This is a genomic window from Alcaligenes sp. NLF5-7 (genome assembly GCF_024266725.1).
GTDB classification, from domain to species: Bacteria; Pseudomonadota; Gammaproteobacteria; order Burkholderiales; family Burkholderiaceae_B; genus Alcaligenes; species Alcaligenes phenolicus.
The window spans coordinates 729,273-754,589 of sequence record NZ_CP100755.1 but is presented as its reverse complement, the minus strand read 5'-3'; the positions used below and the strand labels follow the sequence as shown (position 1 = coordinate 754,589).

Below are 25,317 nucleotides of genomic sequence, written 5' to 3'. Positions count from 1 at the left end.
CTCTTTTTGTGACATAAATCATGCGTACAAAAGCTTGCCAGCGAGGCTTGGCAGGCGGGCTGTTGGTCGGTCTTGCCATGCTGTTCGCTGTTCCATTGGCCACCGCTCAAAATCGTGTTGGGCTGGAGAATTTGTCTGCTACCCGCGTGTATGGCGTGGATGAGGCGCAGGCCATCCCGGCCCAGGAGCTCCCGCCCGTGGAGCCATTTTTTGATGCTACGCAGTGGCATCGCCAAGGAGATCAGGACCTGCTCAGTCCAGCGGCCTCCATGGATTACACATTTTCCGATTTCAGTCTGAGCGGTGCCAGCACCGCCAGTCTGGCGCGCTCCATCCAATATAGTCAGCAGTCCTCTCCAATTTGGAGTGCCCGCTGGTTGAGCAGCGCGCCCGACCAGGTCTGGCAGTTTGGCGAGCGCAACTGGCGCTATGTGAATGAAGACGGGCTGCAACTGACCCTGGGCAATGACACGGTTACCGCACCGGACTGGGCGCGGCCCGTGGAACTGGGCGGTATCAATATCACTCAGCAGTTCGAGCAGGGCCCGGCCGGGCCATGGCGCTATGCCCTGGCCGTTGGCGCGCTGGACATGACGGGCAAGCAGGATAACGGGGATCTTGTGTATGGCTCTTCGGCTGGCAGCTTGATGCTCAGTACCGATGTCACCAGTCGTACCAGTATTGATACCCAGATGGAAAGCGCTCGTGATTTTGGGCTGACCGGTCTGGGTGCAACCTATCGATCGCCGGACTTTGGCGTGTGGCAAGCCAGCGTGGCCAAAGCTTCCCATGCGGTGGGGCAGGGGTGGCGATATCAGGCAGCCTACGGCCTGGATGTGCTGGATGATTTGCACCTGCAGTGGCAGGGTGAACGCTACCAGGACAATTTTCTGGATTTGAGCCGTTACCAGGGCATGAAGGTGGATGCGGCCAGCAGTCGGCAGATTGTCGGTCTGTCCGTGCCCCTGCGCCGCTGGGGTGAAGTGAAGACTCAGTACGAGGTGCAGCAGGTAGTTGCCGGCGGGGAGAACCGCTACCTTGGGGTCACGCAGCAGTTCTGGTACAGTCCCCACCTTAGGGTGGGTTTGCAAGCTCGCCGTCATCTGGAAAGTCGTCAGTCGAACATCGCGCTGCGTTTTTCTATTCCGATTTTTTAAGCAGGCGGCATGGCCCAGTCAGCACTTGAGGTTCTTCAGGAAGTTTTTGGTTATGACAGTTTTCGTGGTTCTCAGCACGAGATTATCGAGACCCTGATCCAAGGCGGCGACGCCCTGGTCTTGATGCCCACCGGCGGCGGCAAGTCGCTCTGTTACCAGATTCCTGCTTTGGTGAGACCCGGCACCGGCGTGGTAGTGTCTCCCCTGATTGCCTTGATGCAGGATCAGGTGGACGCCCTCAACGAGTTGGGCGTTAACGCGGCGTATCTGAATTCCACCCAGGATTGGCAAACTGCCCGCGAGGTCGAGCGCGAATTTCTGACGGGGCAGTTGGATCTGCTCTATGTGGCTCCCGAACGTTTGCTGACAGACCGCTGCCTGGATTTGCTGGCACGCGGCCAGATTTCCCTGTTTGCCATTGACGAAGCCCACTGCGTATCGCAATGGGGTCACGATTTTCGCCCTGAATATCTGGGTCTGGATTTGCTGGCCCAGCGTTGGCCAGGTGTGCCACGGGTTGCCTTGACCGCTACCGCCACTCAGTTGACGCGGGTAGAAATTGCCCAGCGCCTGAAGCTGGAGGATGCCCGGCATTTTGTTGCCAGTTTTGATCGTCCCAATATTTGCTACCGCATCATTGAAAAGAACGAGGTGCGCAAGCAGCTCTTGAGTTTCATTCAGGAAGAGCACTCCGGAGATGCGGGGATTGTGTATTGTCTGTCGCGCTCGCGCGTGGAAGACACGGCCGAGTTCCTGTGCAAGAACGGTATTCATGCCTTGCCCTATCATGCAGGACTGGACGCGCAGCAGCGCGCCATCAACCAGGCTCGCTTCCTTCGAGAAGAAGGGGTGGTCATGGTGGCGACCATTGCTTTTGGCATGGGCGTCAATAAACCGGATGTGCGTTTTGTAGCCCACATTGACCTGCCCAAATCGGTAGAAGGGTATTACCAGGAAACCGGGCGGGCAGGGCGCGATGGCGAAGTGGCCACGGCCTGGCTGGCCTATGGCCTGCAGGACGTGGTGCAATTGCACCGCATGATTAACCAGTCGCAAGGCGATGCGGCACACCGACGCCAGCAGGGACAGGCGCTGGATGCCATGTTGGGCCTTTGCGAAACCATTTCCTGCCGTCGCCAGCGCTTGCTGGCGTATTTTGACCAGCAAATAGAACCTTGCGGTAACTGCGACACCTGTCTGGAAGCGCCAGAAGCCTGGGATGGCACAGTGGCGGCGCAGAAAATGCTCTCCACCATCTATAGATTATGGCGTGAGCGCGGTCAGCGCTTCGGGGCCGGGCACCTGATCGACATCCTGCTGGGCAAGCTGACGGATCGTGTCAAAGAGCACGAGCACGACAAGCTGACCGTCTTTGGTGTGGGCAAGGATTTGACCGATCAAGCCTGGCGCGGAGTGCTGCGCCAGTTGCTGGCGCATAGCTTGGTCACGGTGGACCCGGAGGGCTACGGCACCTTGTTGCTGACCGAGGCCAGCCGCGAAGTGCTGAAAGGGGAGCGCACCCTGATGTTGCGGCGCGAAACCGTAACACGCGGACCGGCTGCACACCGAGTAAAAGGTCAGGCGCCTGCCGGACCTGCTCTTGAACCCGATCAACAAAGACGATTCGAGGCTTTGCGCGCCTGGCGTGCGGCCACCGCACGCGAACATGGTGTGCCAGCCTATGTCATTTTCCATGATGCTACTTTGCGCGAAGTGGCCATTCGCTGCCCTAGTTCAGAGGCTGATCTGGAGCCGATTACAGGCATAGGCGTACGCAAAAGAGAGGCCTATGGCGAGGCTTTGCTGCGCTGCGTTCAAGAGCTCCAGACGCAATAGGAAATTGTTAGCAGAGCAAAGATTAGTTGCATTTTTATGCGCTGAATCTGCTCTGCAGTCGCAAAACCGCTATTCGCTCAATCCGCTATATGTAGTAGAATGACGCCAATATCACACTATATATGGTGTGCATCAACTGACGCTGGCGGCTGCAAAAGCCGCGTCTTCCGTCAATCACCCCCGATTTCAGAGACTGACATGCAATCAACCGAACAGCTAATGGTCACCAAACGAGATGGCCGTACAGAACCTATTAACCTCGACAAGATTCACCGAGTGGTTGATTGGGCCGCTGAAGGTCTGAGTAATGTGTCCGTCTCCCAAGTAGAGCTGCGCTCTCACATTCAGTTCTATAACGGCATTCGCACTAGCGACATCCATGAAACCATCATCAAGTCGGCTGCGGATCTGATCTCCGAAGATACGCCTGACTACCAATATCTGGCTGCCCGTCTGGCGATTTTCCATCTGCGCAAAATCGCTTTTGGTCAGTTTGAACCTCCAAGCCTGTTCGATCACGTGACCTTGCAAACCAAGGAAGGTCGCTACGATCCGCATCTGCTGCAAGACTACACGCGCGCCGAGTTCGATGAGCTGGATGCTCATCTGGATCACTGGCGTGACATGAACTTCTCCTACGGTGCCGTCAAGCAGCTGGAAGGCAAGTATCTGATTCAAAACCGCGTGACCAAGCGCATCTACGAAAGCCCCCAGTTCCTGTACATACTGGTGGCCATGTGTCTGTTCGCCCGTTACCCAGCCGACACACGTCTGAGCTTTATCAAACGTTTCTACGACGCGGTATCGCAATTCAAGATTTCCTTGCCTACGCCCATCATGGCTGGCGTGCGCACACCCACCCGTCAGTTCAGCTCTTGCGTGCTGATCGAATGTGACGACAGCCTGGACAGCATCAATGCTACGACCAGCGCCATTGTTCGTTACGTATCGCAGCGCGCCGGTATCGGTATCAATGGTGGCCGCATTCGCGCCGTCGGCAGCGAAATTCGCGGCGGAGAGGCTCAGCACACCGGCTGCCTGCCTTTCTTCAAGATGTTCCAGGCGGCTGTGAAGTCCTGCTCGCAAGGCGGCGTGCGTGGTGGTGCGGCAACCTTGTTCTACCCCATGTGGCACCTGGAAGTGGAAACACTGCTGGTTCTGAAGAACAACCGCGGTGTGGAAGAAAACCGTATCCGTCACCTGGACTACGGTGTTCAGATCAACCGCTTGCTGTACCAACGCTTGATCAAGGGCAGCCATATCACGCTGTTCTCGCCGCACGACGTGCCCGGCCTGTACGAAGCTTTCTTTGCCGACCAGGACGAGTTCGAGCGTCTGTACGAGATGTACGAGCAAGATCCTGCCATCCGCAAGCGCAGCCTGCCTGCCGTGGAGCTGTTCTCCCTTCTGATGCAAGAGCGTGCCAGCACTGGCCGTATCTACATTCAGAACGTGGACCACTGCAACACGCACAGCCCATTCCAGGCCGACCGCGCTCCCGTGCGCCAGTCCAACCTGTGCATGGAAATTGCTCTGCCCACCAAGCCTTTGAACGATCTGAACGATCCCGAAGGCGAAATCGCGCTGTGCACGCTGTCGGCTTTCAACCTGGGTGCTCTGGAGTCCCTGGACGAGCTGGACGGTCTGGCTGAACTGATTGTTCGCGCTCTGGATGCTTTGCTGGACTATCAGGACTACCCGGTCAAGGCTGCGCTGAACGCAACCAACAAGCGTCGCTCCCTGGGCGTTGGCGTCATCAACTACGCTTACTACCTGGCCAAGAACGGCACCCGTTACTCCGACCCGGCAGCGTTGGGCCTGACCCACCGTACCTTTGAAGCCATCCAGTACTACCTGCTGAAGGCTTCGGTACAGTTGTCGCGTGAATACGGTCCTTGCGATGCCTTTGACGAAACAACCTATGCCAAGGGTCTGCTGCCTACCGACACCTACAAGAAAGATGTGGACGGTATCTGCAACGAGCCGCTGCACCTGGATTGGGAAGCCTTGCGTGCTGATATCGTCAAGCACGGTCTGCGCAACTCCACCCTGACCGCCTTGATGCCTTCGGAAACTTCCAGCCAGATTGCCAATGCCACCAACGGTATTGAGCCTCCGCGTGGTCTGGTATCCGTCAAGCAGTCCAAGGACGGTATCTTGCGTCAGGTGGTGCCTGAATTTGAAAAATATAAGGATCAGTACGAGTTGCTGTGGCAAATGCCTGGTAACGACGACTACCTGAAGTTGGTTGGCGTGATGCAGAAGTTCGTTGACCAGTCGATCTCTGCGAACACCAACTATGACCCACAGCGGTTCGAGGGTGGTCGCGTACCGATGAAGCAACTGCTCAAGGACTTGCTGCTGGCCTACAAATACGGTGTGAAGACCTTGTACTACCACAACACCCGCGACGGTGCCGATGATTCGCATGGCGAAGTAGAGGATGACGGTTGCGCAGGCGGCGCGTGCAAGATCTAAGCAAGGGTAAATAGCATCATGACTACCTATAGTACTTTTTCCAAAACGGATAACGACCAGCTCAAAGAACCCATGTTCTTTGGGCAGCCGGTTAACGTGGCTCGCTACGATCAGCAAAAATATCCGATTTTTGAAAAGCTGATTGAAAAGCAGTTGTCTTTCTTCTGGCGTCCAGAAGAAGTGGACATCACCCAGGATCGAATCGATTACCAGAACCTGCCTGACCACGAAAAGCATATTTTCATCAGCAACCTGAAATATCAGACCTTGCTGGATTCCATTCAGGGTCGCAGCCCCAACGTGGCCTTCCTGCCTCTGGTATCGATTCCGGAGCTGGAAACCTGGATTGAAACCTGGGCTTTCTCCGAGACGATTCACTCGCGTTCGTACACGCACATCATTCGCAATATTGCCAATGATCCGTCCGTTATTTTTGACGACATCGTGCGTAACGAAAACATTCAGCTGCGTGCGGCCGATATTTCTTCGTACTACGACGATCTGATCAGCGACACCATGCTGTATGCCCAACTGGGCGCGGGCGATCATGAGATCAACGGTGAAACCCGCACGCTAAGCGTCTACGAGCTGAAGAAGAAGCTGTACCTGTGCATGATGAGCGTCAATATTCTTGAGGCCATCCGCTTTTACGTCAGCTTTGCCTGCTCCTTCGCTTTTGCCGAGCGCAAGTTGATGGAAGGTAATGCCAAGATCATTCGCTTGATTGCGCGTGATGAAGCGTTGCACCTGACTGGTACGCAACACATCATCAATATTTTGCGTTCCGGTAGCGATGATCCCGAGTTCGCTCAGATTGCCCGCGAACTGGAGCCGGTCTGCTTTGATATGTTCAAAGACGCAGCCGAGCAGGAGAAACAGTGGGCGGATTACCTGTTCCGCGACGGTTCCATGATTGGTCTGAACAAGGACATTCTGGGACAGTACGTGGAATACATCACCAATATCCGTATGGGTGCCGTGGGCCTGAAGCCTGCGTTTGAGTCCGTCAAACACAACCCCATTCCCTGGATCAACACCTGGCTGTCCTCGGACACCGTGCAGGTGGCACCTCAAGAGGTGGAACTGAGCTCTTACCTGGTCGGTCAGATCGACTCGGCCGTGTCGGCTGGCGACTTCGACGGTATCGAGTTATGAGTCAAGTCCGGACAACTGATCATGACTTTCAGTTGCGGGACGGCGAAACTTTGTTGGAAGGTTTGGAACGAACCGGCCATCAGGTTGAGTATCAATGCAGGAGCGGCTATTGCGGCTCCTGCCGTATTCCTCTTGTGTATGGAAAGGTTGCTTATAAAGAGCAGCCTTTAGCGTATGTCGGCCCAGGCGAGGTTCTGCCGTGTTGTTGCACGGTACTCGAACCGATCATGGTCGATTGTCAGCGCATTGCCCGGATTGATGAGGAACCGGAGGATCAGTTCGGCTTTACCGGGCTGAATCCCTGATTCCCCTGTCTCCCTTTAGCTGGCCAAGCGCTTTTCTTCCAACTTTTCCCAACGCTCAAATAACTGCTCCAGGTCAGTGTTGAGCTGATCCAGTTGTTGGTTGATTTCGTCGGCTCGAGCAGAGCCATCTTTATACAGATCCGGTGCGCTCAGCTGTTCTGCCAGTTCGGCTTGCTGGCTTTCTATAGCCGCAATCTTCTCGGGCAAAGCTTCCAGCTCCTTTTCTTCCCATGGGGCCAGACGGCCAGGCTTGCTAGCCTTGTTGTTGCGCTCAGCAGCAGGCTTTTCAGTGGCGGCGGGAGTTGGAGTGCTGGCTGCCGGTGTCTCGGCTTTGGCTTGCGGGCGTTGTGCCAGCCACTCGTCGTAACCACCTACATACTCGCCCCAATGGCCGTCGCCTTCGGCTGCAATCACCTGGGTGACCACGTTGTCCAGGAAGGTACGGTCGTGGCTGACCAGCAGCACGGTGCCTGTGTAATCCTGAATCAGGTCTTCCAGCAGTTCCAGAGTTTCGATATCCAGATCGTTGGTCGGTTCGTCCAGTACTAATACATTAGTCGGTTGGGCAAACATGCGGGCCAGCGCCAGTCGGGCACGTTCACCGCCAGACAGACTGCGTACCGGGGAGTGAGCGCGGGCTGCCGGGAACAGGAAGTCTTCCAGGTAGCTCATGATGTGCTTGCGCTGATTGCCAATTTCTACCCACTCACTGCCGGGGCTGATGGTGTCCGCCAGAGTGGCGTTTTCGTCCAGGCGACTGCGCATCTGGTCAAAGTAGCCTATGTTCAGTTTGGTGCCGTGGCGCACGGTGCCAGAGTTAGGCTCTTGCAAGCCCAGCATGATGCGTAGCAGGGTAGTTTTGCCAGCGCCGTTGTGGCCGATCAGGCCAATACGGTCACCACGCATCAGCACGGTGGAGAAATCCTTGATCAGAATGCGGTCGTCGTAGCCGTGCGTGACATCTTGCAGTTCAGCGACCAGCTTACCGGAGCGCTGGCCTTCGGAAATGGCGAATTTGACGTCGCCCGAGCGCTCGCGTCGCTCGGCACGGTCACGGCGCAATTGTTCCAGGCGGCGAACACGACCTTCATCTCGGGTGCGGCGGGCTTGCACGCCTTTGCGAATCCAGACCTCTTCCTGGGCCAGAAATTTGTCGAATTTGGCATTCTGCTGCTTTTCCGCTTCCAGGTACTCAGCCTTGCGTTCCTGCCATTGGCTGAAGTTGCCGGGGAAACTGAACAACTTGCCGCGGTCCAGCTCGACAATTCGCGTTGCCACCACATCCAGGAAACGGCGGTCGTGGGTAATGATGACCGCGCTGCCACGGAAATCCAGCAGCAATTGTTCCAGCCAAAGAATGCCGTCAAAGTCCAGGTGGTTGGTGGGTTCGTCCAGCAAGAGCAGGTCGGGTTCGTTCACCAGGGCATTGGCCAGGGCGACGCGTTTACGCTGTCCGCCCGACAAGCTGCCAGCCCGTGCATCCGGATTCAAGCCCAGCTTGTCGATCAGGGCGTTGACGCGGGCAGGGCGTTGCCAGTCTTCGGCTTCGGTGAAATCGCCACACAGCAAATCGTAAATGCTCAGATTCGGATCCAGCTCCGGTTCTTGTTCGACGGTGGCTACTTTCAGCCCGCCCAGTCGTTTGACCTGACCATCGTCAGGAGCTTGACGTTGATCCAGAATTTTCAAAAGCGACGATTTGCCAGCACCATTGCGCCCGATCAGACCGATACGTTCATTGCTTTGAATGACCAGATCGGCATGGTCCAGCAAAGCATGGTGGCCGAATGCCAATTGGGCATCGGTCAGGGAAATCAGATTGGTGGACATAAGACTCCAGATAAATCAGCGCGTCCTGCGAATTTCTCTATTGTCGCAGGTTACAATGCATCTGTGAGGCAGGCTGGGCAGTCGCGGTACGCAAGTATCGAGGAAGGTCCGGACTCCATAGAGCAGGGTAGCGGCTAACAGCCGTCCGGCAAGTGTGGCATCACGCCAGACGAGCCGAGGACCAGGGCCACAGAGACGAGACCACAGCAAGGGCTTGCGCAAGCAGGCACAGATACGGCGACTTCCGTGTTTTCTTGTACTTCGGTGCAAAGTGCTGTGGGGTGAAACGCGGTAACCTCTACCCGGAGCAATACCAAATAGGCATACGCAGGCTTTTAGCCCGAGAGGCGGCTCGTCTCAGTATGCGGGTAGGTAGCTAGAACCGGCCAGTAATGGTCGGTCCAGAGGAATGATTGCCGGCCAGCGGGTTCCCGCTGGCATACAGAATCCGGCCTATAGGCCTGTCTCACACTTCTCCCGGCGTTCGCCACCAATTGCACCGATTTCGTACATTTGAAAGCAATTGTTAAGGATGTTGAATCCTTGGCAAGAGTCGCTTGCGTGCATTTTTATAACAATTCACTTTTAATGCGCCCTGCAATTTCTTGATTTCACACAGTATTTTTTTTTAGTCACTTCTAGGATAGTGCGCTAAGTGCTTGTTGTGATTGAAAAAATTGCAACCACTGCCTTGACCGCAAAGGCTTTCCCCCGTAGAGTGGGGAAAAGTAGGAAATAGTGTAAAAAAGTGGGGGAAAATAGTGTTCCAAGGCAGCAGCGCACTCACACTGGATGCTAAGGGTCGGATGTCCATTCCGACTCGGCACCGTGACGCGCTTTTGCAGCAGGAACAAGGCCGCTTGACCCTCACTCGCCATCCCGACGGCTGTTTGCTGGTGTATCCGCGCAGTGTGTGGGAAGAAAAGCGCGAACAAATTGCCCGCTTCCCCATGAGTGCCCGTTTCTTGCAACGCCTGCTGCTGGGTAGTGCTCAGGACGTTGATCTGGACTCCGCTGGTCGGATATTGATCGCTCCCGAACTGCGCACCGCAGTGGGGTTGGAGCGCGACGCCATGCTGCTGGGTATGGCCACCCATTTTGAGTTGTGGAATGCGCAGGAACTGGAACGCCGACAGGCCCAGGATCTGGCTGAAAACTCCACAGACGTATTCGACACTTTTTCTTTCTGAGTAAGTCATGACGCTGGTACATCGATCCGTGCTGCTGGAGCCTACGGTGGCGGCCCTCGTGGATCCGTCCTTTGAGGCCCGGCGCTGGGCGCAAAACCCTGAAATCCAGGGTTTGGCCGATGGTGTGTACGTCGATTGCACTTTTGGTCGTGGTGGTCACAGCCGTCTGTTGTTGTCGCACTTGAGTCCCCAGGGGCGCCTGATCGTGATCGACAAGGATCCGCAAGCGATCGCCGTGGCCCAGGAGCTGGCAGCACAAGATAGTCGTGTGACGGTTGTACATAGTGGTTTTGGTGATTTGGCCCAGGCTCTGGACGAGCTGGATGTGGGGCCATTGCAAGGCGTCATGATGGATTTGGGCATTTCCTCGCCACAAATCGACGACGCAGAACGAGGTTTCTCTTTTATGCGCGAAGGTCCGTTGGACATGCGCATGGATACCAGCGGTGGTTTGACCGCTGAACAGTGGCTGGCCGAGGTCAGCGTAGAAGTTTTAAAGGAGGTCATTGCAGAATATGGCGAAGAACGGTTTGCTTTCCAGATTGCAAAGGCGATTGTTGATCGCCGCCAATCCCGCCCGCTACATACAACGCGTGATCTCGCCGAGCTCGTCGCCGGTGTCGTCCGCACGCGCGAAAAGGGTCAACATCCGGCAACCAGGACCTTCCAGGCTATACGGATTTACCTCAATCGTGAGCTCGAAGAGCTCGCGCACGCGCTTCCGTCAATTCTGAGTCGATTGGCGACTCGGGGCAGGCTTGCGGTGATTGCATTTCATTCACTGGAGGACCGCATGGTCAAACAGTTCATGAACGCAGCTGCGCGTCCCGCGCAGGAACAGTCACGTCTACCTATCCTGGAAAAAGACTTGCCCCAGCCTCTGGTGCAGTCTTTGGGCAGAATCTTGCCCACCGACGAGGAGTCCAGCGACAACCCCCGAGCCCGCTCGGCGGTATTACGTGTGGTGCAACGCACCGACACCCCCATCCCCCAGGACTGGATGCGCAGCGCCAGCGAGCGTCTGCTGCAACAGGCCGCCTATAGCCGACAGCCCGCCGGCAAGCGAGGCCGCCGATGATGCGCCTGGTCATCACCCTCTCTTTGGTGTTGATGCTTTCGGCCATCTCTTTGGTGACGGCGCGCTATCAGGCGCGCGAGCTGTTTGTGCAAACCGATCGTCTGGTCACCAAAGCCGGTGAACTGGATACGGACTGGCGTCGTCTGCAACTGGAACGGGCCGAGCTGGCCCGTAACGCCCGCGTGGACGATATTGGTCGCAACGAATTGGGCCTGGTGCTGAGCTCTCCCGAGCGCACTCTCTATTTGCAAGGGGGTGAGCTGAGCTCGACCCAGGTGCAGTCCGGAGGGCGGCCATGAAACGATTCGGCTATCACGAAAATCCCGTCCTGAGCGTCCAGATTCCATTCTGGCGCTCGCGTTTGGTGCTGGTCCTCTTGTTTCTGGGGTTTGGCGCCCTGATCGTCAAGGCTTTGTATTTGCAGGGCCTGTCTACCGAATTTCTGCAGCAGCAAGGCGAGCGCCGTTACGAGCGCACCCAGGTGCTGCCGCCCATGCGTGGCAAGGTTTTTGATCGTAGTGGTTCCGTGGTGCTGGCCTCCAGTGTGCCTGTCAAAGCCATCTGGGCTATTCCTGATGATGCTCGGAATGCCAAACCCGAGCAGATCGGTCAGTTGGCCAAGCTCCTTGGTATGGGGCAGTCCGATATCGAGCGTCGTCTGTCCGTTGAAGATCGTAACTTCGTCTACATCAAGCGTCAGGTGGATGTGGATGTGGCCGCTCAAATCGCTGAACTGAAGATCCCTGGTATCCACCAACAAGAAGAAATGCGTCGTTTCTACCCCGAAGGGGATGTCATGGCGCACATTGTGGGCTTTACGAATATTGAAGACCAGGGCATCGAGGGCATTGAGCTTGCCTTCAACTCCGCCTTGTCCGGCACGCCCGGTTCGCGCCGCGTAATTCGTGACCGTCTGGGACGTGTGGTGGAGGACGTGCGCGCCATCATCCCGCCTACCCACGGTCAGGACTTGCACTTGTCCATTGATGCCGGCTTGCAGTTCGACGCGTACACCGCCTTGAAAAAAGGTATGGAAGACGTCAAGGCCAATGCCGCTGCGGCCGTGGTCATGGACGTGAAAACCGGGGAGATTCTGGCCCTGGTTAACTTGCCTACCTACAACCCCAACGACCGGGACGATCGCAAGGGTCCGGCCCTGCGTAACCGTGCCTTGACCGACACCTTTGAGCCCGGTTCCATCATGAAGCCGTTTACCGTGGCTCTGGCACTGGATATCAACCGCATCACCACCGCCACCCAGTTCAACACGGGCAATGGTCAGTACCGCTACCAAGGTAGTGTGATCAGTGACGTTAGTCGCAACAATGGCATGCTGGATGCTGCCGGTATTTTGCGTCGGTCCAGCAATATTGGCATGACCATGATTTCCGAGCGCCTGACTTCGCAGGAAATGTGGAACAAGTTTACCGAGCTGGGTTTTGGCCGTTCTCCGCAGGCCGATTTTCCCGGTATTGCCAGCGGAAGACTGCGCCCCTGGGAGCGCTGGCGTCCCATCGAGCGCGCCACCATGTCGTATGGCTATGGCCTGTCGGTTTCCCTGCTGCAAATTGCCCACGCCTACACGGCGTTTGCGCGTAATGGCGACATGGTTTCCATGACTTTGCTCAAGCGCGAAGGCAAGCCCGCCAGCGTTCAGGTTTACACCCCTAAAGTGGCCGCGGAAGTTCGCGCCATGCTGGAAGCTGCGGCGGGCCCAGCCGGTGCCCGTCTGGCTCAGGTGCAAGGCTATCGCGTCGCTGGCAAGAGCGGCACGGCCCGCAAGATTGTGGATGGTCGTTACAGCAAGTCCTTGTATCGCGGCTCTTTTGTCGGCTTCGCGCCTGTCTCCGACCCTCGCATTGTGGTGGCCGTCACGATTGACGAACCACATAGTTCCAATTATTACGGCGGGCGTATTGCCGCGCCGATTTTTTCAGAAATTGTGGCCCGGAGCTTGCGACGCCTAGGTGTCCAGCCTGATGCGCCCATAGATTCGCTGGTGGCCGTTGGCCCCGGTGCGGAGAATGTACGATGAACGCCGCAGCAATATTGGAGTGGCTGGCGCAGCATGTAGCGCCCACGGCTAATCTGTGTTTGGATTCCCGCCAGATCAAGGCGGGTGATGCGTTTTTCGCCTGCCGCGGCCATCAGGGTGATGGTCGTGAGTACGAAGTTCAGGCTGTGCAGCAAGGTGCAGTGGCCATTGTGCGCGAGCAGGGCGATCAAGCAGTTGATCCCGGTGTGCCTGTTTTGCAGGTTCCCAATCTGGGTGCCTTGCTGGGTGAAGTGGCCCACGAATGGTGGGGCCGTCCTTCCGAGGCCATGACTGTCGTGGCGGTGACCGGCACCAATGGCAAGACGTCCACCGTGCAGTGGGTGGCGTCGGCCTTGAATCATTCCCAAGTGCCTTGCGGCACGATCGGTACGCTGGGCGTGACCTTGCCTGATGGCTCCAATCTGGGTGGCGTTCTGACCACGCCGGACGTGCTGACCGTACACCGTAGCCTGGCTGCTATTCGCGCCCAAGGTGGCAATGCCGTGGCCCTGGAAGCCTCGTCCATTGGTCTGGAGCAAGGCCGTCTGGATGGTGTCCGTATTGATATTGCCGGGTTCACCAACCTGACGCATGACCATCTGGACTATCACCACAGCATGGAAGAGTACAAACAGGCCAAGCTGCGCCTGTTCAGTTGGCCTGGTCTGCGTAGCGCCGTCGTGAACGCTGACGATGAAACGGGCCGTGAATTGATGCAGGCCGGTCTGGCTGCCCGTGTGATTTCCTACTCCATGAGCCAGCCCGAGGTAGATTTGCTGGCTCAGGACGTGCATACCGGTGCCGACGGCCAGGTATTCAATCTGGTGACCGCTCACGGCACCGCACAAATTTTGACCCACTTGCTGGGCGAGCATAACGTGGCCAACCTTCTGTTGGTGGCGGGTGTACTGCAAGAAGTGGGCTGGCCTGTGTCCAAGATCGCCCGCATCATGGACAAGCTGGAGTCCGTGCCTGGCCGTTTGCAAATTGTGACGCCCAAGAGCACCGCAGGTCGTCAGCCCTTGCCTTTGGTCGTGGTGGATTACGCTCATACTTCCGATGCACTGGAACGCGCCCTGCAAGCCTTGCGTGAAGTGGCCAGCGTACGTGGCGGCAAGCTGATTTGCGTATTTGGTTGCGGCGGTAACCGCGACACGGCCAAGCGCCCCATTATGGGTGAAGTGGCGGCCCGTCTGGCCGACAGCGTTCTGGTTACGACCGACAACCCACGTTTTGAAGATCCTGCCGAAATCATTCGTCAGATCGTGGCTGGTATGCCTGAAGCGCCGGCCGTGCAGATGGATCGGGCTCGCGCCATCCTGTCTTCGATCTGGGCTGCCAGCCCTGAAGATATTGTTTTGCTGGCCGGTAAGGGCCACGAAACCTATCAGGAAGTCCAGGGCGAGCGCTCTGTGTTTGACGATTCCGACTGGGCCAAAGCCTCCTTGCTGTGGTTGCGTGGCGTGCGTTTGAGCACCGATTCCCGCAGCCTGAGCAAAGGTGATGTGTTCCTGGCCCTGAGCGGCGAGCAGTTCGATGGTCATCGCTATCTGGAAAAAGCGAAAGAGCAGGGCGCTGTGGCGGCCCTCGTGGCTCAGCGTGATGCCGAAGTCGAACTGCCACAAATTGTGCTGGGCGATACGCGTCGTGCGCTGATGACCTTGGCGACCGAGTGGCGCTCGCGCTTTGACATCCCTGTCATCGGCGTGACCGGCAGCAATGGCAAGACCACGACCAAGGAAATGATTGCCGCGATCTTGCGCGCCTGGTTGGGCGAAGCAGAAAGCCTGGCAACTCGCGGTAATTTGAACAACGATCTGGGTGTACCCCTGTCCATCCTGCGTTTGAGCTCCGAGCACAAAGCCGCCGTTCTGGAAATGGGCATGAACCATCCCGGCGAAATCGCCGTGCTGGCGTCCATGGCTCGCCCCACGATCGCCCTGATCAATAACGCACAGCGTGAACACCAGGAGTTCATGCACAGTGTGGAAGCAGTGGCTCGTGAAAACGGTGCCGTGATTGACGCGCTGCCACAAGATGGCGCGCTGGTGATTCCTGATGATGATGCCTTCAGCGCCATGTGGGCTGAGCAGGCTGGTCAGCGTCCCGTATTGCGCTTTGGCCTGAGCGGTCAGGAAACGGTCTTTGCGGCCGATATGTTTGTCGAGCCAGCTCAAACCCGTTTTGTGTTGCATGTGGCAGGCCAGTCTGCTGCCCTGACCTTGAACAGCCCCGGTATCCACAACCTGCGCAATGCCTTGGCCGCTGCCGCTTGCGCACATGCCGCCGGTGCGCCGTTGAGCGCGATTGTGCAGGGTTTGGAAAGCTTCCGTCCTGTCACGGGCCGTATGCAGCCCAAGCAACTGTCTTCCGGTTACCAGTTGATTGACGACACCTACAACGCCAATCCGGATTCGGTACGTGCTGCCATTGATGTGCTCGCACAGCTGAAAGGCCGCAAGGTGCTGGTGCTGGGCAATATGGCCGAGATCGGTGATAACAGCTCCGAATTGCACGCTGAAGTGGGTGCCTACGCCAAAGAGCGTGGCATGGATGAATTGCTGACCTTGGGTGGCGATGCCAGCCATGCTGCCCAGGCTTTTGGTACGCGTGCGCATCAATTCGAGACTTTGGAAGACATGGTGGCTTATCTGCTGGCCCTGGAGCCATCCCATGTGTTGATCAAGGGTTCGCGCAGCGCCCGTATGGAGCGTGTGGTTGCCGCCCTGGAAAACCACTTCTCCCATAACGAAGGGGCCACTCATGCTTCTTGAACTGGCACGTTGGCTATCGGACGATCATATTCGCGCCTTTGGGGTGTTTGAGTACATCACCCTGCGTGCTATTTTGGCCAGCGCCACTGCGCTGGCAATTGGCTTGTTGGCAGGTCCCTGGGTGATTCGCAAGCTGACCGAACTGAAGATCGGTCAGGCTGTGCGCGCTTACGGCCCTGAATCGCATTTGCAAAAGAATGGCACCCCCACCATGGGCGGTGTCCTGATCCTGATTTCTATCGGTATCAGTACCTTGTTGTGGGCAGACTGGACCAACCGTTTTGTGTGGGTCGTTCTGCTGGTGACTTTTGGTTTTGGCTGGATTGGTTGGGCAGACGACTACAAGAAAGTCGTCAATCGTGACCCCGAAGGCATGTCCTCGCGTCAGAAATTTTTCTGGCAAGCCTTGATCGGTATGGTTGCGGCCGTGTACCTGAGCTTTGCCGTTTCGGTGCCTGCCAATACCGAGCTGTGGCCCTTGTTCAAAGAGTGGGTCCTGAGCGGCTTCACCATGCCCCTGCCTGCGCAGGCTGACCTGATCGTGCCGTTCTTCAAGTCCGTCAGCTACCCGCTGGGTGTGCTGGGCTTTGTGGTGCTGACCTGGGCAGTGATTGTTGGCTCCAGCAACGCCGTCAACCTGACGGACGGCCTGGACGGTCTGGCCATCATGCCTACCGTGCTGGTGGGCGCTGCCTTGGGTATTTTTGCCTACGTGGTTGGCCGGGTCGACTACTCCAAATATCTCTTGTTCCCCTATATTCCCGGCGCGGGCGAGTTGATGGTGATCTGTGCAGCCATTGCCGGTGCGGGTCTGGCCTTTTTGTGGTTCAACGCCTATCCCGCCCAAGTGTTCATGGGTGATGTGGGTGCGCTGGCCCTGGGCGGTGCGCTGGGCACGATCGCGGTGATCGTTCGCCAGGAAATCGTGCTGTTCATTATGGGTGGCGTGTTTGTGGTGGAAACCTTGTCGGTGATGCTGCAGGTGACCTGGTTCAAGTACACCAAGAAACGCTACGGGCAGGGCAGACGAATGTTCCGCATGGCGCCGCTGCACCATCACTTTGAAGTTGGCGGCTGGAAAGAAACACAGGTGGTGGTTCGCTTCTGGATCATCACCATGATGCTGGTCATGGTTGGTCTGTCTACATTGAAATTGCGATGAATGCTCTGAGTTTTCCTTCGATCCGTAAAGACGGCCTCATGCTTATCCTTGGGTTAGGCGAGACAGGCTTTGCTGCGGCTCGCTGGTCTTTGGCCCAGGGGGCCAGCATTCGTTTGGCGGATACACGCGAGAACGTGCAGGGTCTGGACAAGCTTCAGGCCCTGAGCAGTTCGGCTCTGGATACGCGTCTGGGGCAAAATGCCCTGCAGGCCGATAGCCTGAACGACGTGCATACCCTGGTGATCAGCCCCGGCTTGTCGCCTCTGGAGCCTGCTCTGGCCGGCTTTTTAAGCCAGGCACGAGATCGTGGAATCGAAGTCATTGGCGAGATCGAGCTATTTGCCCGTGCCTTGAAAGACTTGGCTGATCAAGGCCATGAAAGCCGTGTGGTGGCCATTACCGGCACCAATGGCAAGACTACCGTCACGGCCATGACGCGCCACTTGCTGGAGCAGGCAGGTGTTTCTGCACTGGCCGTGGGCAATATCAGCCCTGCTGCGCTGACCGCCCTGTGCGACGCTCTGGAAAACAATGCCTTGCCTCAGGTCTGGGTTCTGGAGTTGTCCAGCTTCCAGTTGGACAGCACCTTTAGCTTGCAGGCAGATGCTGGCGTTGTACTGAATATCTCCCAGGACCATCTGGACTGGCATGGCGGCATGGACGCTTACGTCGAGTCCAAGCAGCGCATGTACAGCATGTGTGATGTGGCCTTGGTCAATCGTGATGATCCAGCCGTTATGGCCATGATTCCCGATGCCAGCCAGGAGTCGGTGCGCAGCTTCGGTTTGGACCAGCCCGCTTTGCTGGGCGATATGGGCTTGCTGACGGATGGCGGTATGCAGTGGTTGGTGACCAATGAGCCTACCGATTTTGAGCTGCCGGCAACAGGCCTGAAAAAACGTAATGCACCGGCTGAGCCTGCCGTGCGCGGTAAAGGTGGCTTGAAACGCCTGATGCCGGTTGAGGCTTTGCAGATCAAGGGGCGTCACAACGCCTTGAATGCCCAAGCAGCCATGTTGCTGGCTCGTTGTCTGGGTCTGGGTTGGGCTGAGTTGCTCAATGGTCTGCGCACCTATCAAGGGGAGCCGCACCGAGTCGAACTGGTGCGTGTGCTGGACGGTGTTCAATATCTGGATGACAGCAAAGGTACTAATGTCGGCGCGACTGTTGCCGCCTTGCGCGGTTTTGATCAGCGTGTCTGGCTGATTGCCGGTGGTTTGGGCAAAGGCCAGGATTTTGAGCCGCTGGCCGTTGCGGCTGCCTCGAATGTGGCCGAAGTATTCTTGATTGGGCAGGACGCCAAGCTGATTGCCTCTGTTCTGGACGCTCATGATGTCCGTCATCGTTTCTGCGAGGGTCTGGAAGCTGCTGTGCACGCTGCTGCCGAGCAGGCGCGTTCGGGCGATGTGGTCTTGCTGTCTCCGGCCTGCGCCAGCATGGATATGTTCAAAAGCTATCACCATCGCGGCATGTGTTTTGTCGCCGCCGTGACCGAGATGGCACTGGATAGAGGAGAGCCGGCATGAGTCTGTTTGCTGAGCTGACCTCGGGTGTCAATGCCGTACGCCCCGGACGCACGGCATTGCCTGCGTTTGATCGCCCCTTGCTGGCCGCCACACTGATGCTGACCCTGTTTGGTTTGCTGATGGTGTATTCGGCCTCGATCGCTTTGGCAGACGGACCGCGCTATGAAAGCTACGGTCGTTACTACTTTGTAATTCGCCACGCCTTGTTCATTGTGGTGGGTGTGGTGCTGGCCATGTTTACTGCTACCGTGCCGCTGCGTGTGTGGCAGAAGTTGGCCGTGCCTCTGTTTGCTCTGGCTATTTTCTTGCTGCTGGTGGTGCTGGTTCCCGGCATTGGCCGTGAAGTAAACGGTGCACGCCGCTGGTTGCCTTTGGGCATCATCAACTTCCAGCCTTCGGAGCTGATGAAAGTAGCCATGGTTCTGTATGCCGCTGATTACACCGTGCGCAAGCAGCAGCACCTGCATACCTTTATTCGAGGTTTCCTGCCTATGGCGGTGGCCCTGGGTCTGGTTGGTGTGTTGCTGTTGATGGAGCCTGACTTGGGCGCCTTCATGGTCATCGTGGCCATTGCGGTGGGCATTTTGTTCATTGGCGGAATTAACGGCAAGTTGTTCTCTGCCTTGCTGGGCATTATGGTCAGCAGCTTCCTTTTGCTGATCTGGCTCTCACCGTGGCGTCGTGAACGTTTGTTCGTGTATCTGGACCCCTGGAATCCTGACAATGCTTATGGCAGTGCCTATCAGTTGTCGCACTCGCTGATTGCTTTGGGCCGAGGCGAATGGTTTGGCGTGGGTCTGGGTTCCAGCGTGGAAAAACTGCATTACCTGCCTGAAGCCCATACCGACTTCATCGTCGCGGTAATTGGCGAAGAGCTGGGCTTTGTTGGCGTGGCCGCTCTAGTCCTGACCTTTGGCTTTGTCGTATGGCGCAGCTTCAATATTGGTCGTCAGGCCTGCGCCATGGATCGCTTGTTCAGCGGTGTCGTCGCTCAAGGTGTGGCGCTGTGGTTTGGCGTGCAGGCTTTTATCAATATTGGTGTGGTGCTGGGTTTGTTGCCTACCAAGGGTCTGACCTTGCCTTTGGTCAGTTACGGTGGTTCGGGCATTGTGATGAATCTGGTGGCTTTTGCCTTGTTGCTGCGGGTGGATTTTGAGAATCGGCAAATGATGCGAGGTAAGCGCACATGAGCACTCCAACCATCCTGATCATGGCAGGCGGTACAGGCGGGCACATCATGCCCGGGCTGGCCGTGGCTGAAGCCATGCAGCAACGCGGCTGGCAAGTGTTGTGGCTGGGTCATCCCGAGCGCATGGAAGGTAGCTTGGTCCCACAGCATGGGATTAAAATGCTGCCTCTGCGATTTTCCGGACTACGAGGCAAAGGCGTGAAGGCATTGCTCTCCTTACCCTTTACTTTGATCCGTGCCTGCTGGCAGGCGCATCGCTGCCTGCAGGAAGCCAAGCCGGATGTGGTACTGGGTATGGGCGGCTACGTGGCTTTCCCCGGTGGCCTGATGTCTTTTGTGTCGCGCTGCCCGCTGGTAGTGCATGAGCAAAATGCGGTGGCCGGTACGGCGAATCGCTACCTGGCCAAAATGGCGACCAGTGTGTTGACCGGCTTCCCCGGTGCCTTGCCTGGTGCAGTAACTGTGGGCAACCCGGTGCGCGATGCTTTCGTAGGCCAGGGTTCGGCTGCCGAGCGTTATGCCAAACGCAGCGGACCGCTACGCATTCTGGTGGTGGGCGGCAGCCTGGGGGCTGCAGCGCTGAACAAAGTGGTGCCTGAGGCCATGGCGCTGATCCCTGCCGAGCAGCGCCCGCATGTAACCCATCAGTCCGGCCAGCAGCATCTGGAAAGCTTGCAGAAAAGCTACGCGGACAATCAGGTGCAGGCCGACTGCAAGGCCTTTATTGGCGATATGGCGCAGGCCATGAAAGAGGCCGATGTGCTGATTTGCCGCGCCGGTGCCATGACGGTAGCTGAAGTGGCTGCAATCGGCGTAGCAGCTCTGTTCGTGCCGCTGCCACATGCGATTGACGATCACCAGACAGCCAACGCCCGCTACCTGAGCGAATGCTCGGGTGCGTGGCTCAAGAAACAATCGGAGTTGACGGCTCAGTGGCTTGCGCAATGGTTGCAAGGACTGAACCGTGAAGAGCTAAGTCGTGTGGCCAGCCACGCGCAAGAACATGCACAGTTGAATGCCACGCAGCAGATTGCCGAAGCATGTCAGCAGGCGGCAAGGAGGGTGGGATGAAACACCGCATTCAACATATTCATTTTGTAGGGATTGGCGGCTCGGGCATGAGCGGCATTGCCGAAGTCATGCTGAACCTGGGCTTTGCCATCAGTGGCTCGGATATTCAGGAAACGGCGGTGACTCGTCGCCTGGAGCAGCTGGGTGCTCGTATCGTGATCGGCCATAAAGCCGAAAACGTCGCTGGCATGGGCGCGATCGTCACCTCCACCGCCATTGCGGGTGACAACCCCGAAGTGCTGGCCGCGCGTGCCGCCCGCATTCCGGTGGTGCCACGTGCCCTGATGCTGGCCGAGCTGATGCGCTTGAAGCGCGGCATTGCCGTGGCTGGTACGCATGGCAAGACCACCACCACCAGCCTGGTAGCCAGCCTGCTGGGCGCGGCTGATCTGGACCCCACCTTTGTGATCGGTGGTCGCCTGAATTCGGCCGGTGCCAATGCTCGCTTGGGGCAGGGCGATTACATCGTGGTGGAAGCGGATGAGTCCGATGCTTCTTTCCTGAACCTGTTGCCGGTGATGGCCATCATCACCAATATCGACGTCGACCATATGGACACCTATGGCCATGACGTTGCCCGACTGAAAAGCGCCTTCATCGACTTCACGCACCGCCTGCCGTTCTACGGCAGCGCCATCGTGTGCAACGACGATGCGAATGTGCGCGAAATCATTCCTTTTGTATCGCGTCCTGTCACGACTTACGGCATTGATACCGATGCCCAGGTCCGCGCGATCAACATCGAAAGCCGTGGCACCACCATGTGTTTTGATGTGCAGCGCAAAGGGGCCACAGGCGATCTTCCCCTGCTGTCCGTGTGCCTGAATCTGCCCGGAAAGCACAATGTACTCAATGCCTTGGCTGCCATTGCGGTTGCCACTGAGCTGGGTGTCAGTGACGAGGTCATTGCCCGTGGTCTGAAAGAGTTCACCGGCGTGGGGCGTCGCTTCTCCATGGTGGGTGACTTCCCGGTTTCCCAGGCGCAGGGTGGTGGCACGTTTACTGTTGTTGACGATTATGGTCACCATCCTGTCGAAATGGCTGCTACCTTGGCGGCCGCACGTGGTGCTTGGCCTGATCGCCGCATCGTGCTGGCATTCCAGCCGCACCGCTACACACGCACCCGTGATTGCTTTGAAGATTTCGTGCAGGTACTTAGCCAGGCCGATGCGGTCCTCCTTGGAGAGGTCTATCCCGCCGGTGAGGCTCCCCTTGTGGCCGCCGATGGCCGAGCCTTGAGTCGCGCAGTGCGTGTGCTCGGCAAGGTCGAACCCATTTTCGTGGCCGAAATCAGCGATATGGCACAAGCCGTTCTGGACTTTGTCCGTGACGGCGATGTGGTGTTGGTAATGGGTGCAGGGTCCATCAGCCGGATTCCTGCTCAATTGGGAGAAATGGCATGACAGCGGATTTTGGTCGGGTCGGCGTGTTGTACGGCGGCAAGTCCGCCGAACGTGAAGTGTCCTTGATGTCTGGCGCAGGCGTGCATGAAGCGCTGTGCAGCATGGGCGTGGATGCGCATTTGTTCGATATGGGCGAGAAAGGACTGACCGAACTGGCTCAGGCCGGTTTTGACCGCGTGTTTATTGCTTTGCATGGTCGTTACGGCGAAGACGGCACCTTGCAGGGTGCTTTGGAGTGGATGGGCATTCCTTACACCGGCAGCGGTGTGATGGCCTCCGGCCTGGCCATGGACAAGATCATGACCAAGCACATCTGGCAGCACCTGGGTTTGCCCACTCCCGGTTTTGCGCAGCTGGATCATGTCAGCCAGGTTGCCGCTGCGGTTGAACGTCTGGGTGTGCCCCTGATCATGAAGCCGCCCCATGAAGGTTCCACCGTGGGGGTGGTGCGTGTGGACCGCGCCGAGGAGGCTGTTGCCGCCTTTGAAACCGCCATGCATTACGACACCGTCGTGCTGGCTGAGCAATTCATTCGTGGTCGCGAATTGACTGTACCCATCATCGGCGTTGGCGCCCAGGCACGTGCCTTGCCCGTGATCGATATTGTGGCCCCACAAGGCAATTACGACTTCGAACACAAGTATTACTCGGACGAAACCCAGTACTTCTGTCCTGCAGATCTGTCGCCCGAATTGACGGCACATATCCAGGACCTTTCCGTCCGTGCGTTCAATGCACTGGGCTGCGAAGGCTGGGGCCGTGCCGATTTCATGCTGGACGGGCAAAACCGCCCCTGGCTGCTGGAGATGAATACCTCTCCGGGCATGACCAGCCACTCTTTGGTGCCCATGGCAGCCAAAGCAGAGGGCACCAGCTACGCCCAGTTGTGCGTGAACATTTTGGCAACGGCGCGCTGCAAGGTGCAGGCCATTGCTCGCAGCCTATAGAACGGGGAGCCTGACTCATGTTTTCCGATGCACGTCTGACCAACCTGATCGCCAATACGCTGGCTTTGCTAGCGGTATCGGCATTGGTGATCAGTGTTGTGGTTTGGGCTGTGCGTCGTCCGTACTTCAATATCGAACGCATTCAGATCGAGTCCTCGCAAGGCGAACGTCTGGCCTATGTGACTCCTGAAGGGGTGAAAGCCACGATTGCCGGTCGCCTGCAAGGCAACTTCTTCACAGTAGATCTGGACAAGTCCCGCGCTCTGATTGAAACGGCTCCTTGGGTACGTCGCGCGCAGATCCGCCGCGTTTGGCCCAATAGCTTGTCGGTACGGATTGAAGAACAGCAGCCGCTGGCCTATTGGAACGAAGACGAAATGATCAACACCTGGGGTGAATCATTTTCGGCCAATAAAGCCGTGGTGCCTGATGATGTGGATTTACCCCAGCTAAGCGGTCCTCCGAATTCGGAGCGTCTGGTGGTGCAACGGTATGCCGAGTTGGCACGCTGGTTTGGGCCGCTGGATGTACAGGTCAGTGAAGTGACGCTGAGCCCGCGCTACGCCTGGGATGTAGTGTTGTCCAACGGCATGCAGCTAAGCCTGGGGCGTGACCCGGCTGCTGATATTGCCGACCCGCACGGTCGTAAAGGTGCATTGCCCTTTGCGGTACGTGTTGAACGATTTGTGCAGGCTTGGCCTGCCTTGATGCAACGGCTTGGCGACCGTGCTTTGCAAAGTGCCGACTTACGTTACCCGAATGGCTTTGCGATAACGCTGGCTCCGGTTTCATCTACCCCTGTGAAGTAAAGAACATATGACTCGTGACATCAAAGACCTGATCGTTGCATTGGACATCGGCACCAGCAAAGTGGTTGCGGTGGTGGCCGAAGTGCTGCCGGAAGGCCGGTTTGAAGTGCTTGGTCTGGGACAGCATGAATCCCAGGGCATGCGCAAAGGGGTGGTCGTCAATATCGAGACGACAGTCAATTCTATCCAGCGCGCTTTGGAAGAGGCGGAGTTGATGGCCGATTGCAAGATCCGTGAGGTCTACACCGGAATTGCAGGCAGCCACATCACCAGCTTTAACTCCAGCGGCATGGTGGCGGTCAAAGACAAGGAAGTCACGGCGACCGATGTGGCACGCGTGATTGAAACGGCCAAGGCCGTGAATATCCCCACCGACCAGCAAGTGCTGCACGTGCTCACGCAGGAGTTCATCGTGGATTCGCAAGAAGATATTCGCGAACCCATAGGCATGAGCGGTCTGCGTCTGGAAGTGCGGGTACACATTGTGACCGGTGCCGTCAGCGCAGCGCAGAACATCGTCAAGTGTGTGCGTCGTTGTGGTCTGGAAGTACAGGACCTGATTTTGCAGCCTTTGGCCTCCAGCCTGTCTTGCCTGACGGCGGACGAGAAAGAGCTGGGCGTGGTGCTGGTAGACATTGGTGGCGGTACAACCGATATCGCCATCTACACCGGCGGTGCGATTCGTCATACCGACGTGATCCCGATCGCGGGCGACCAGATCACCAGCGACATTGCCGCCATGTTGCGCACCCCTACGCCGGATGCGGAAGAGATCAAGCTGCGTTTTGGTGTGGCCAAGCAATCGCTGGCCCATCCGGAAGAAATGATTGAAGTGCCCGGTCTGGGTGATCGTCCCAACCGCCAGGTCAAGCGCCAGGCCCTGGGTGCCGTGATCGAGCCGCGTGTGGAGGAGTTGTTCACCTTTGTGCAGCAAAGCCTGCGCGAATCGGGCTACGAAGACTTGCTGTCCTCTGGCGTGGTGCTGACTGGTGGTACGGCCATGTTGCCGGGCATCGTGGAGCTGGCCGAGGACGTGTTCCTGAAACCTGTGCGTATCGCGGTGCCCAGCTACGAAGGCAGCCTGGCTGATGTGATGCGCAACCCCCGTTTTTCGACCGTGATGGGTCTGTTGACCGAAGCTCGCCTGCAAAGCGCTCGTGGCCGCAAAGTGGCCCAGCAAAAAGGCAGTGTGAAAGGGCTGATGGCACGCATGAAGGAATGGTTCATGAATTAAGGGCGTTGCAAGACGCTCAGGTCGGGCAGCCTGAAAGGGCTGTCCAGGAGGCAGTTCAAACCGGGTGCGAACCCTTTGGTTGGCAGATGTTTTGAGCTGATTCCAAATTTCAGTTGTATCGGGGAAGTACGTAGAAAC

Annotated in this window: 19 protein-coding genes and 1 other RNA gene; 19 read left to right on the top strand and 1 reads right to left on the bottom strand. The window is 57.4% G+C overall.

All coding sequences use genetic code 11. The features are described 5' to 3' along the window. The first annotated feature begins 20 nt into the window (after nucleotides 1–20). From MID00_RS03555 to yfaE, 5 genes are all read left to right on the top strand, one after another. Nucleotides 21–1,157 carry a hypothetical protein gene (locus MID00_RS03555; RefSeq protein ID WP_035271098.1) on the top strand — a complete coding sequence of 379 codons (1,137 nt, stop codon included), beginning with the start codon at nucleotides 21–23 and terminating at the stop codon, nucleotides 1,155–1,157. Between the two features lie 9 nt (nucleotides 1,158–1,166). Further along, on the top strand, nucleotides 1,167–2,993 hold the full coding sequence (recQ, locus tag MID00_RS03550; protein ID WP_254499703.1) for a DNA helicase RecQ: 1,827 nt from the start codon (nucleotides 1,167–1,169) through the stop codon (nucleotides 2,991–2,993). Nucleotides 2,994–3,191: 198 nt separating this feature from the next. Next, nucleotides 3,192–5,471, top strand: coding sequence for a class 1a ribonucleoside-diphosphate reductase subunit alpha (nrdA, locus tag MID00_RS03545; RefSeq protein WP_031232983.1), 2,280 nt, complete (start codon nucleotides 3,192–3,194; stop codon nucleotides 5,469–5,471). A gap of 18 nt (nucleotides 5,472–5,489) precedes the next feature. Then, entirely contained in the window at nucleotides 5,490–6,626 is a 1,137-nt protein-coding gene (gene nrdB / locus MID00_RS03540; protein WP_009455059.1) for a class Ia ribonucleoside-diphosphate reductase subunit beta, read from the top strand. Beyond that, nucleotides 6,623–6,931, top strand: coding sequence for a class I ribonucleotide reductase maintenance protein YfaE (gene yfaE / locus MID00_RS03535; protein ID WP_254499702.1), 309 nt, complete (start codon nucleotides 6,623–6,625; stop codon nucleotides 6,929–6,931). Before nrdB ends, yfaE begins: the two co-directional genes overlap by 4 nt. Before the next feature lie 15 nt (nucleotides 6,932–6,946). Here yfaE and MID00_RS03530 read toward each other — a convergent pair whose 3' ends face one another. Beyond that, a complete protein-coding gene (locus MID00_RS03530) occupies nucleotides 6,947–8,761 on the bottom strand; it encodes an ATP-binding cassette domain-containing protein (RefSeq protein WP_254499701.1) in 1,815 nt (604 codons plus the stop codon). A 65-nt stretch (nucleotides 8,762–8,826) separates the two neighbouring features. Here MID00_RS03530 and rnpB point away from each other — a divergent pair. The 14 genes from rnpB (at nucleotide 8,827) to ftsA (ending at nucleotide 25,179) form a co-directional block, all read left to right on the top strand. Next, an RNA gene (gene rnpB / locus MID00_RS03525) (RNase P RNA component class A) lies at nucleotides 8,827–9,233 on the top strand. 289 nt (nucleotides 9,234–9,522) lie between these two features. Continuing rightward, complete coding sequence (mraZ, locus tag MID00_RS03520; RefSeq protein ID WP_009455053.1) at nucleotides 9,523–9,951, top strand: division/cell wall cluster transcriptional repressor MraZ; 429 nt, start codon at nucleotides 9,523–9,525, stop codon at nucleotides 9,949–9,951. Between the two features lie 7 nt (nucleotides 9,952–9,958). Then, a complete protein-coding gene (gene rsmH, locus MID00_RS03515) occupies nucleotides 9,959–11,029 on the top strand; it encodes a 16S rRNA (cytosine(1402)-N(4))-methyltransferase RsmH (protein ID WP_009455051.1) in 1,071 nt (356 codons plus the stop codon). Next, the gene (gene ftsL / locus MID00_RS03510; RefSeq protein WP_009455049.1) at nucleotides 11,026–11,328 is read left to right on the top strand and encodes a cell division protein FtsL; all 303 of its coding nucleotides are present in this window, start codon (nucleotides 11,026–11,028) and stop codon (nucleotides 11,326–11,328) included. Before rsmH ends, ftsL begins: the two co-directional genes overlap by 4 nt. Beyond that, on the top strand, nucleotides 11,325–13,064 hold the full coding sequence (locus MID00_RS03505) for a penicillin-binding protein 2 (RefSeq protein WP_022983449.1): 1,740 nt from the start codon (nucleotides 11,325–11,327) through the stop codon (nucleotides 13,062–13,064). Before ftsL ends, MID00_RS03505 begins: the two co-directional genes overlap by 4 nt. Beyond that, nucleotides 13,061–15,838 (top strand): bifunctional UDP-N-acetylmuramoyl-L-alanyl-D-glutamate--2,6-diaminopimelate ligase MurE/UDP-N-acetylmuramoyl-tripeptide--D-alanyl-D-alanine ligase MurF, encoded by a 2,778-nt coding sequence (gene murF / locus MID00_RS03500; RefSeq protein ID WP_254499700.1) that lies wholly within the window; start codon nucleotides 13,061–13,063, stop codon nucleotides 15,836–15,838. The genes MID00_RS03505 and murF overlap by 4 nt, the downstream gene beginning before the upstream one ends. Then, nucleotides 15,828–17,000 (top strand): phospho-N-acetylmuramoyl-pentapeptide-transferase, encoded by a 1,173-nt coding sequence (gene mraY / locus MID00_RS03495; protein WP_009455045.1) that lies wholly within the window; start codon nucleotides 15,828–15,830, stop codon nucleotides 16,998–17,000. Before murF ends, mraY begins: the two co-directional genes overlap by 11 nt. Then, complete coding sequence (gene murD / locus MID00_RS03490) at nucleotides 16,997–18,526, top strand: UDP-N-acetylmuramoyl-L-alanine--D-glutamate ligase (RefSeq protein WP_254499699.1); 1,530 nt, start codon at nucleotides 16,997–16,999, stop codon at nucleotides 18,524–18,526. The genes mraY and murD overlap by 4 nt, the downstream gene beginning before the upstream one ends. Continuing rightward, nucleotides 18,523–19,716, top strand: a complete 1,194-nt coding sequence (gene ftsW, locus MID00_RS03485) for a putative lipid II flippase FtsW (RefSeq protein WP_026485176.1) — start codon at nucleotides 18,523–18,525, stop codon at nucleotides 19,714–19,716. The genes murD and ftsW overlap by 4 nt, the downstream gene beginning before the upstream one ends. Continuing rightward, the gene (murG, locus tag MID00_RS03480) at nucleotides 19,713–20,786 is read left to right on the top strand and encodes an undecaprenyldiphospho-muramoylpentapeptide beta-N-acetylglucosaminyltransferase (protein WP_009455043.1); all 1,074 of its coding nucleotides are present in this window, start codon (nucleotides 19,713–19,715) and stop codon (nucleotides 20,784–20,786) included. The genes ftsW and murG overlap by 4 nt, the downstream gene beginning before the upstream one ends. After that, nucleotides 20,783–22,189, top strand: coding sequence for a UDP-N-acetylmuramate--L-alanine ligase (murC, locus tag MID00_RS03475; protein ID WP_022983453.1), 1,407 nt, complete (start codon nucleotides 20,783–20,785; stop codon nucleotides 22,187–22,189). Before murG ends, murC begins: the two co-directional genes overlap by 4 nt. Next, nucleotides 22,186–23,136 carry a D-alanine--D-alanine ligase gene (locus tag MID00_RS03470; protein ID WP_022983454.1) on the top strand — a complete coding sequence of 317 codons (951 nt, stop codon included), beginning with the start codon at nucleotides 22,186–22,188 and terminating at the stop codon, nucleotides 23,134–23,136. The genes murC and MID00_RS03470 overlap by 4 nt, the downstream gene beginning before the upstream one ends. A 17-nt stretch (nucleotides 23,137–23,153) precedes the next feature. Next, nucleotides 23,154–23,945: a cell division protein FtsQ/DivIB gene (locus MID00_RS03465; RefSeq protein ID WP_009455041.1), complete on the top strand. Its 792-nt coding sequence runs from the start codon at nucleotides 23,154–23,156 to the stop codon at nucleotides 23,943–23,945. Between the two features lie 7 nt (nucleotides 23,946–23,952). Beyond that, nucleotides 23,953–25,179, top strand: coding sequence for a cell division protein FtsA (ftsA, locus tag MID00_RS03460; RefSeq protein WP_009455039.1), 1,227 nt, complete (start codon nucleotides 23,953–23,955; stop codon nucleotides 25,177–25,179). Nucleotides 25,180–25,317 lie beyond the last annotated feature (138 nt).

Bases quoted from the DNA above. Each gene is read 5' to 3' on its own strand.
- MID00_RS03555 (WP_035271098.1), top strand. From the start codon at position 21: ATGCGTACAAAAGCTTGCCAGCGAGGCTTGGCAGGCGGGCTGTTGGTC.
- recQ (WP_254499703.1), top strand. From the start codon at position 1,167: ATGGCCCAGTCAGCACTTGAGGTTCTTCAGGAAGTTTTTGGTTATGAC.
- nrdA (WP_031232983.1), top strand. From the start codon at position 3,192: ATGCAATCAACCGAACAGCTAATGGTCACCAAACGAGATGGCCGTACA.
- nrdB (WP_009455059.1), top strand. From the start codon at position 5,490: ATGACTACCTATAGTACTTTTTCCAAAACGGATAACGACCAGCTCAAA.
- yfaE (WP_254499702.1), top strand. From the start codon at position 6,623: ATGAGTCAAGTCCGGACAACTGATCATGACTTTCAGTTGCGGGACGGC.
- MID00_RS03530 (WP_254499701.1), bottom strand. From the start codon at position 8,761: ATGTCCACCAATCTGATTTCCCTGACCGATGCCCAATTGGCATTCGGC.
- rsmH (WP_009455051.1), top strand. From the start codon at position 9,959: ATGACGCTGGTACATCGATCCGTGCTGCTGGAGCCTACGGTGGCGGCC.
- ftsL (WP_009455049.1), top strand. From the start codon at position 11,026: ATGATGCGCCTGGTCATCACCCTCTCTTTGGTGTTGATGCTTTCGGCC.
- MID00_RS03505 (WP_022983449.1), top strand. From the start codon at position 11,325: ATGAAACGATTCGGCTATCACGAAAATCCCGTCCTGAGCGTCCAGATT.
- murF (WP_254499700.1), top strand. From the start codon at position 13,061: ATGAACGCCGCAGCAATATTGGAGTGGCTGGCGCAGCATGTAGCGCCC.
- mraY (WP_009455045.1), top strand. From the start codon at position 15,828: ATGCTTCTTGAACTGGCACGTTGGCTATCGGACGATCATATTCGCGCC.
- murD (WP_254499699.1), top strand. From the start codon at position 16,997: ATGAATGCTCTGAGTTTTCCTTCGATCCGTAAAGACGGCCTCATGCTT.
- ftsW (WP_026485176.1), top strand. From the start codon at position 18,523: ATGAGTCTGTTTGCTGAGCTGACCTCGGGTGTCAATGCCGTACGCCCC.
- murG (WP_009455043.1), top strand. From the start codon at position 19,713: ATGAGCACTCCAACCATCCTGATCATGGCAGGCGGTACAGGCGGGCAC.
- murC (WP_022983453.1), top strand. From the start codon at position 20,783: ATGAAACACCGCATTCAACATATTCATTTTGTAGGGATTGGCGGCTCG.
- MID00_RS03470 (WP_022983454.1), top strand. From the start codon at position 22,186: ATGACAGCGGATTTTGGTCGGGTCGGCGTGTTGTACGGCGGCAAGTCC.
- MID00_RS03465 (WP_009455041.1), top strand. From the start codon at position 23,154: ATGTTTTCCGATGCACGTCTGACCAACCTGATCGCCAATACGCTGGCT.
- ftsA (WP_009455039.1), top strand. From the start codon at position 23,953: ATGACTCGTGACATCAAAGACCTGATCGTTGCATTGGACATCGGCACC.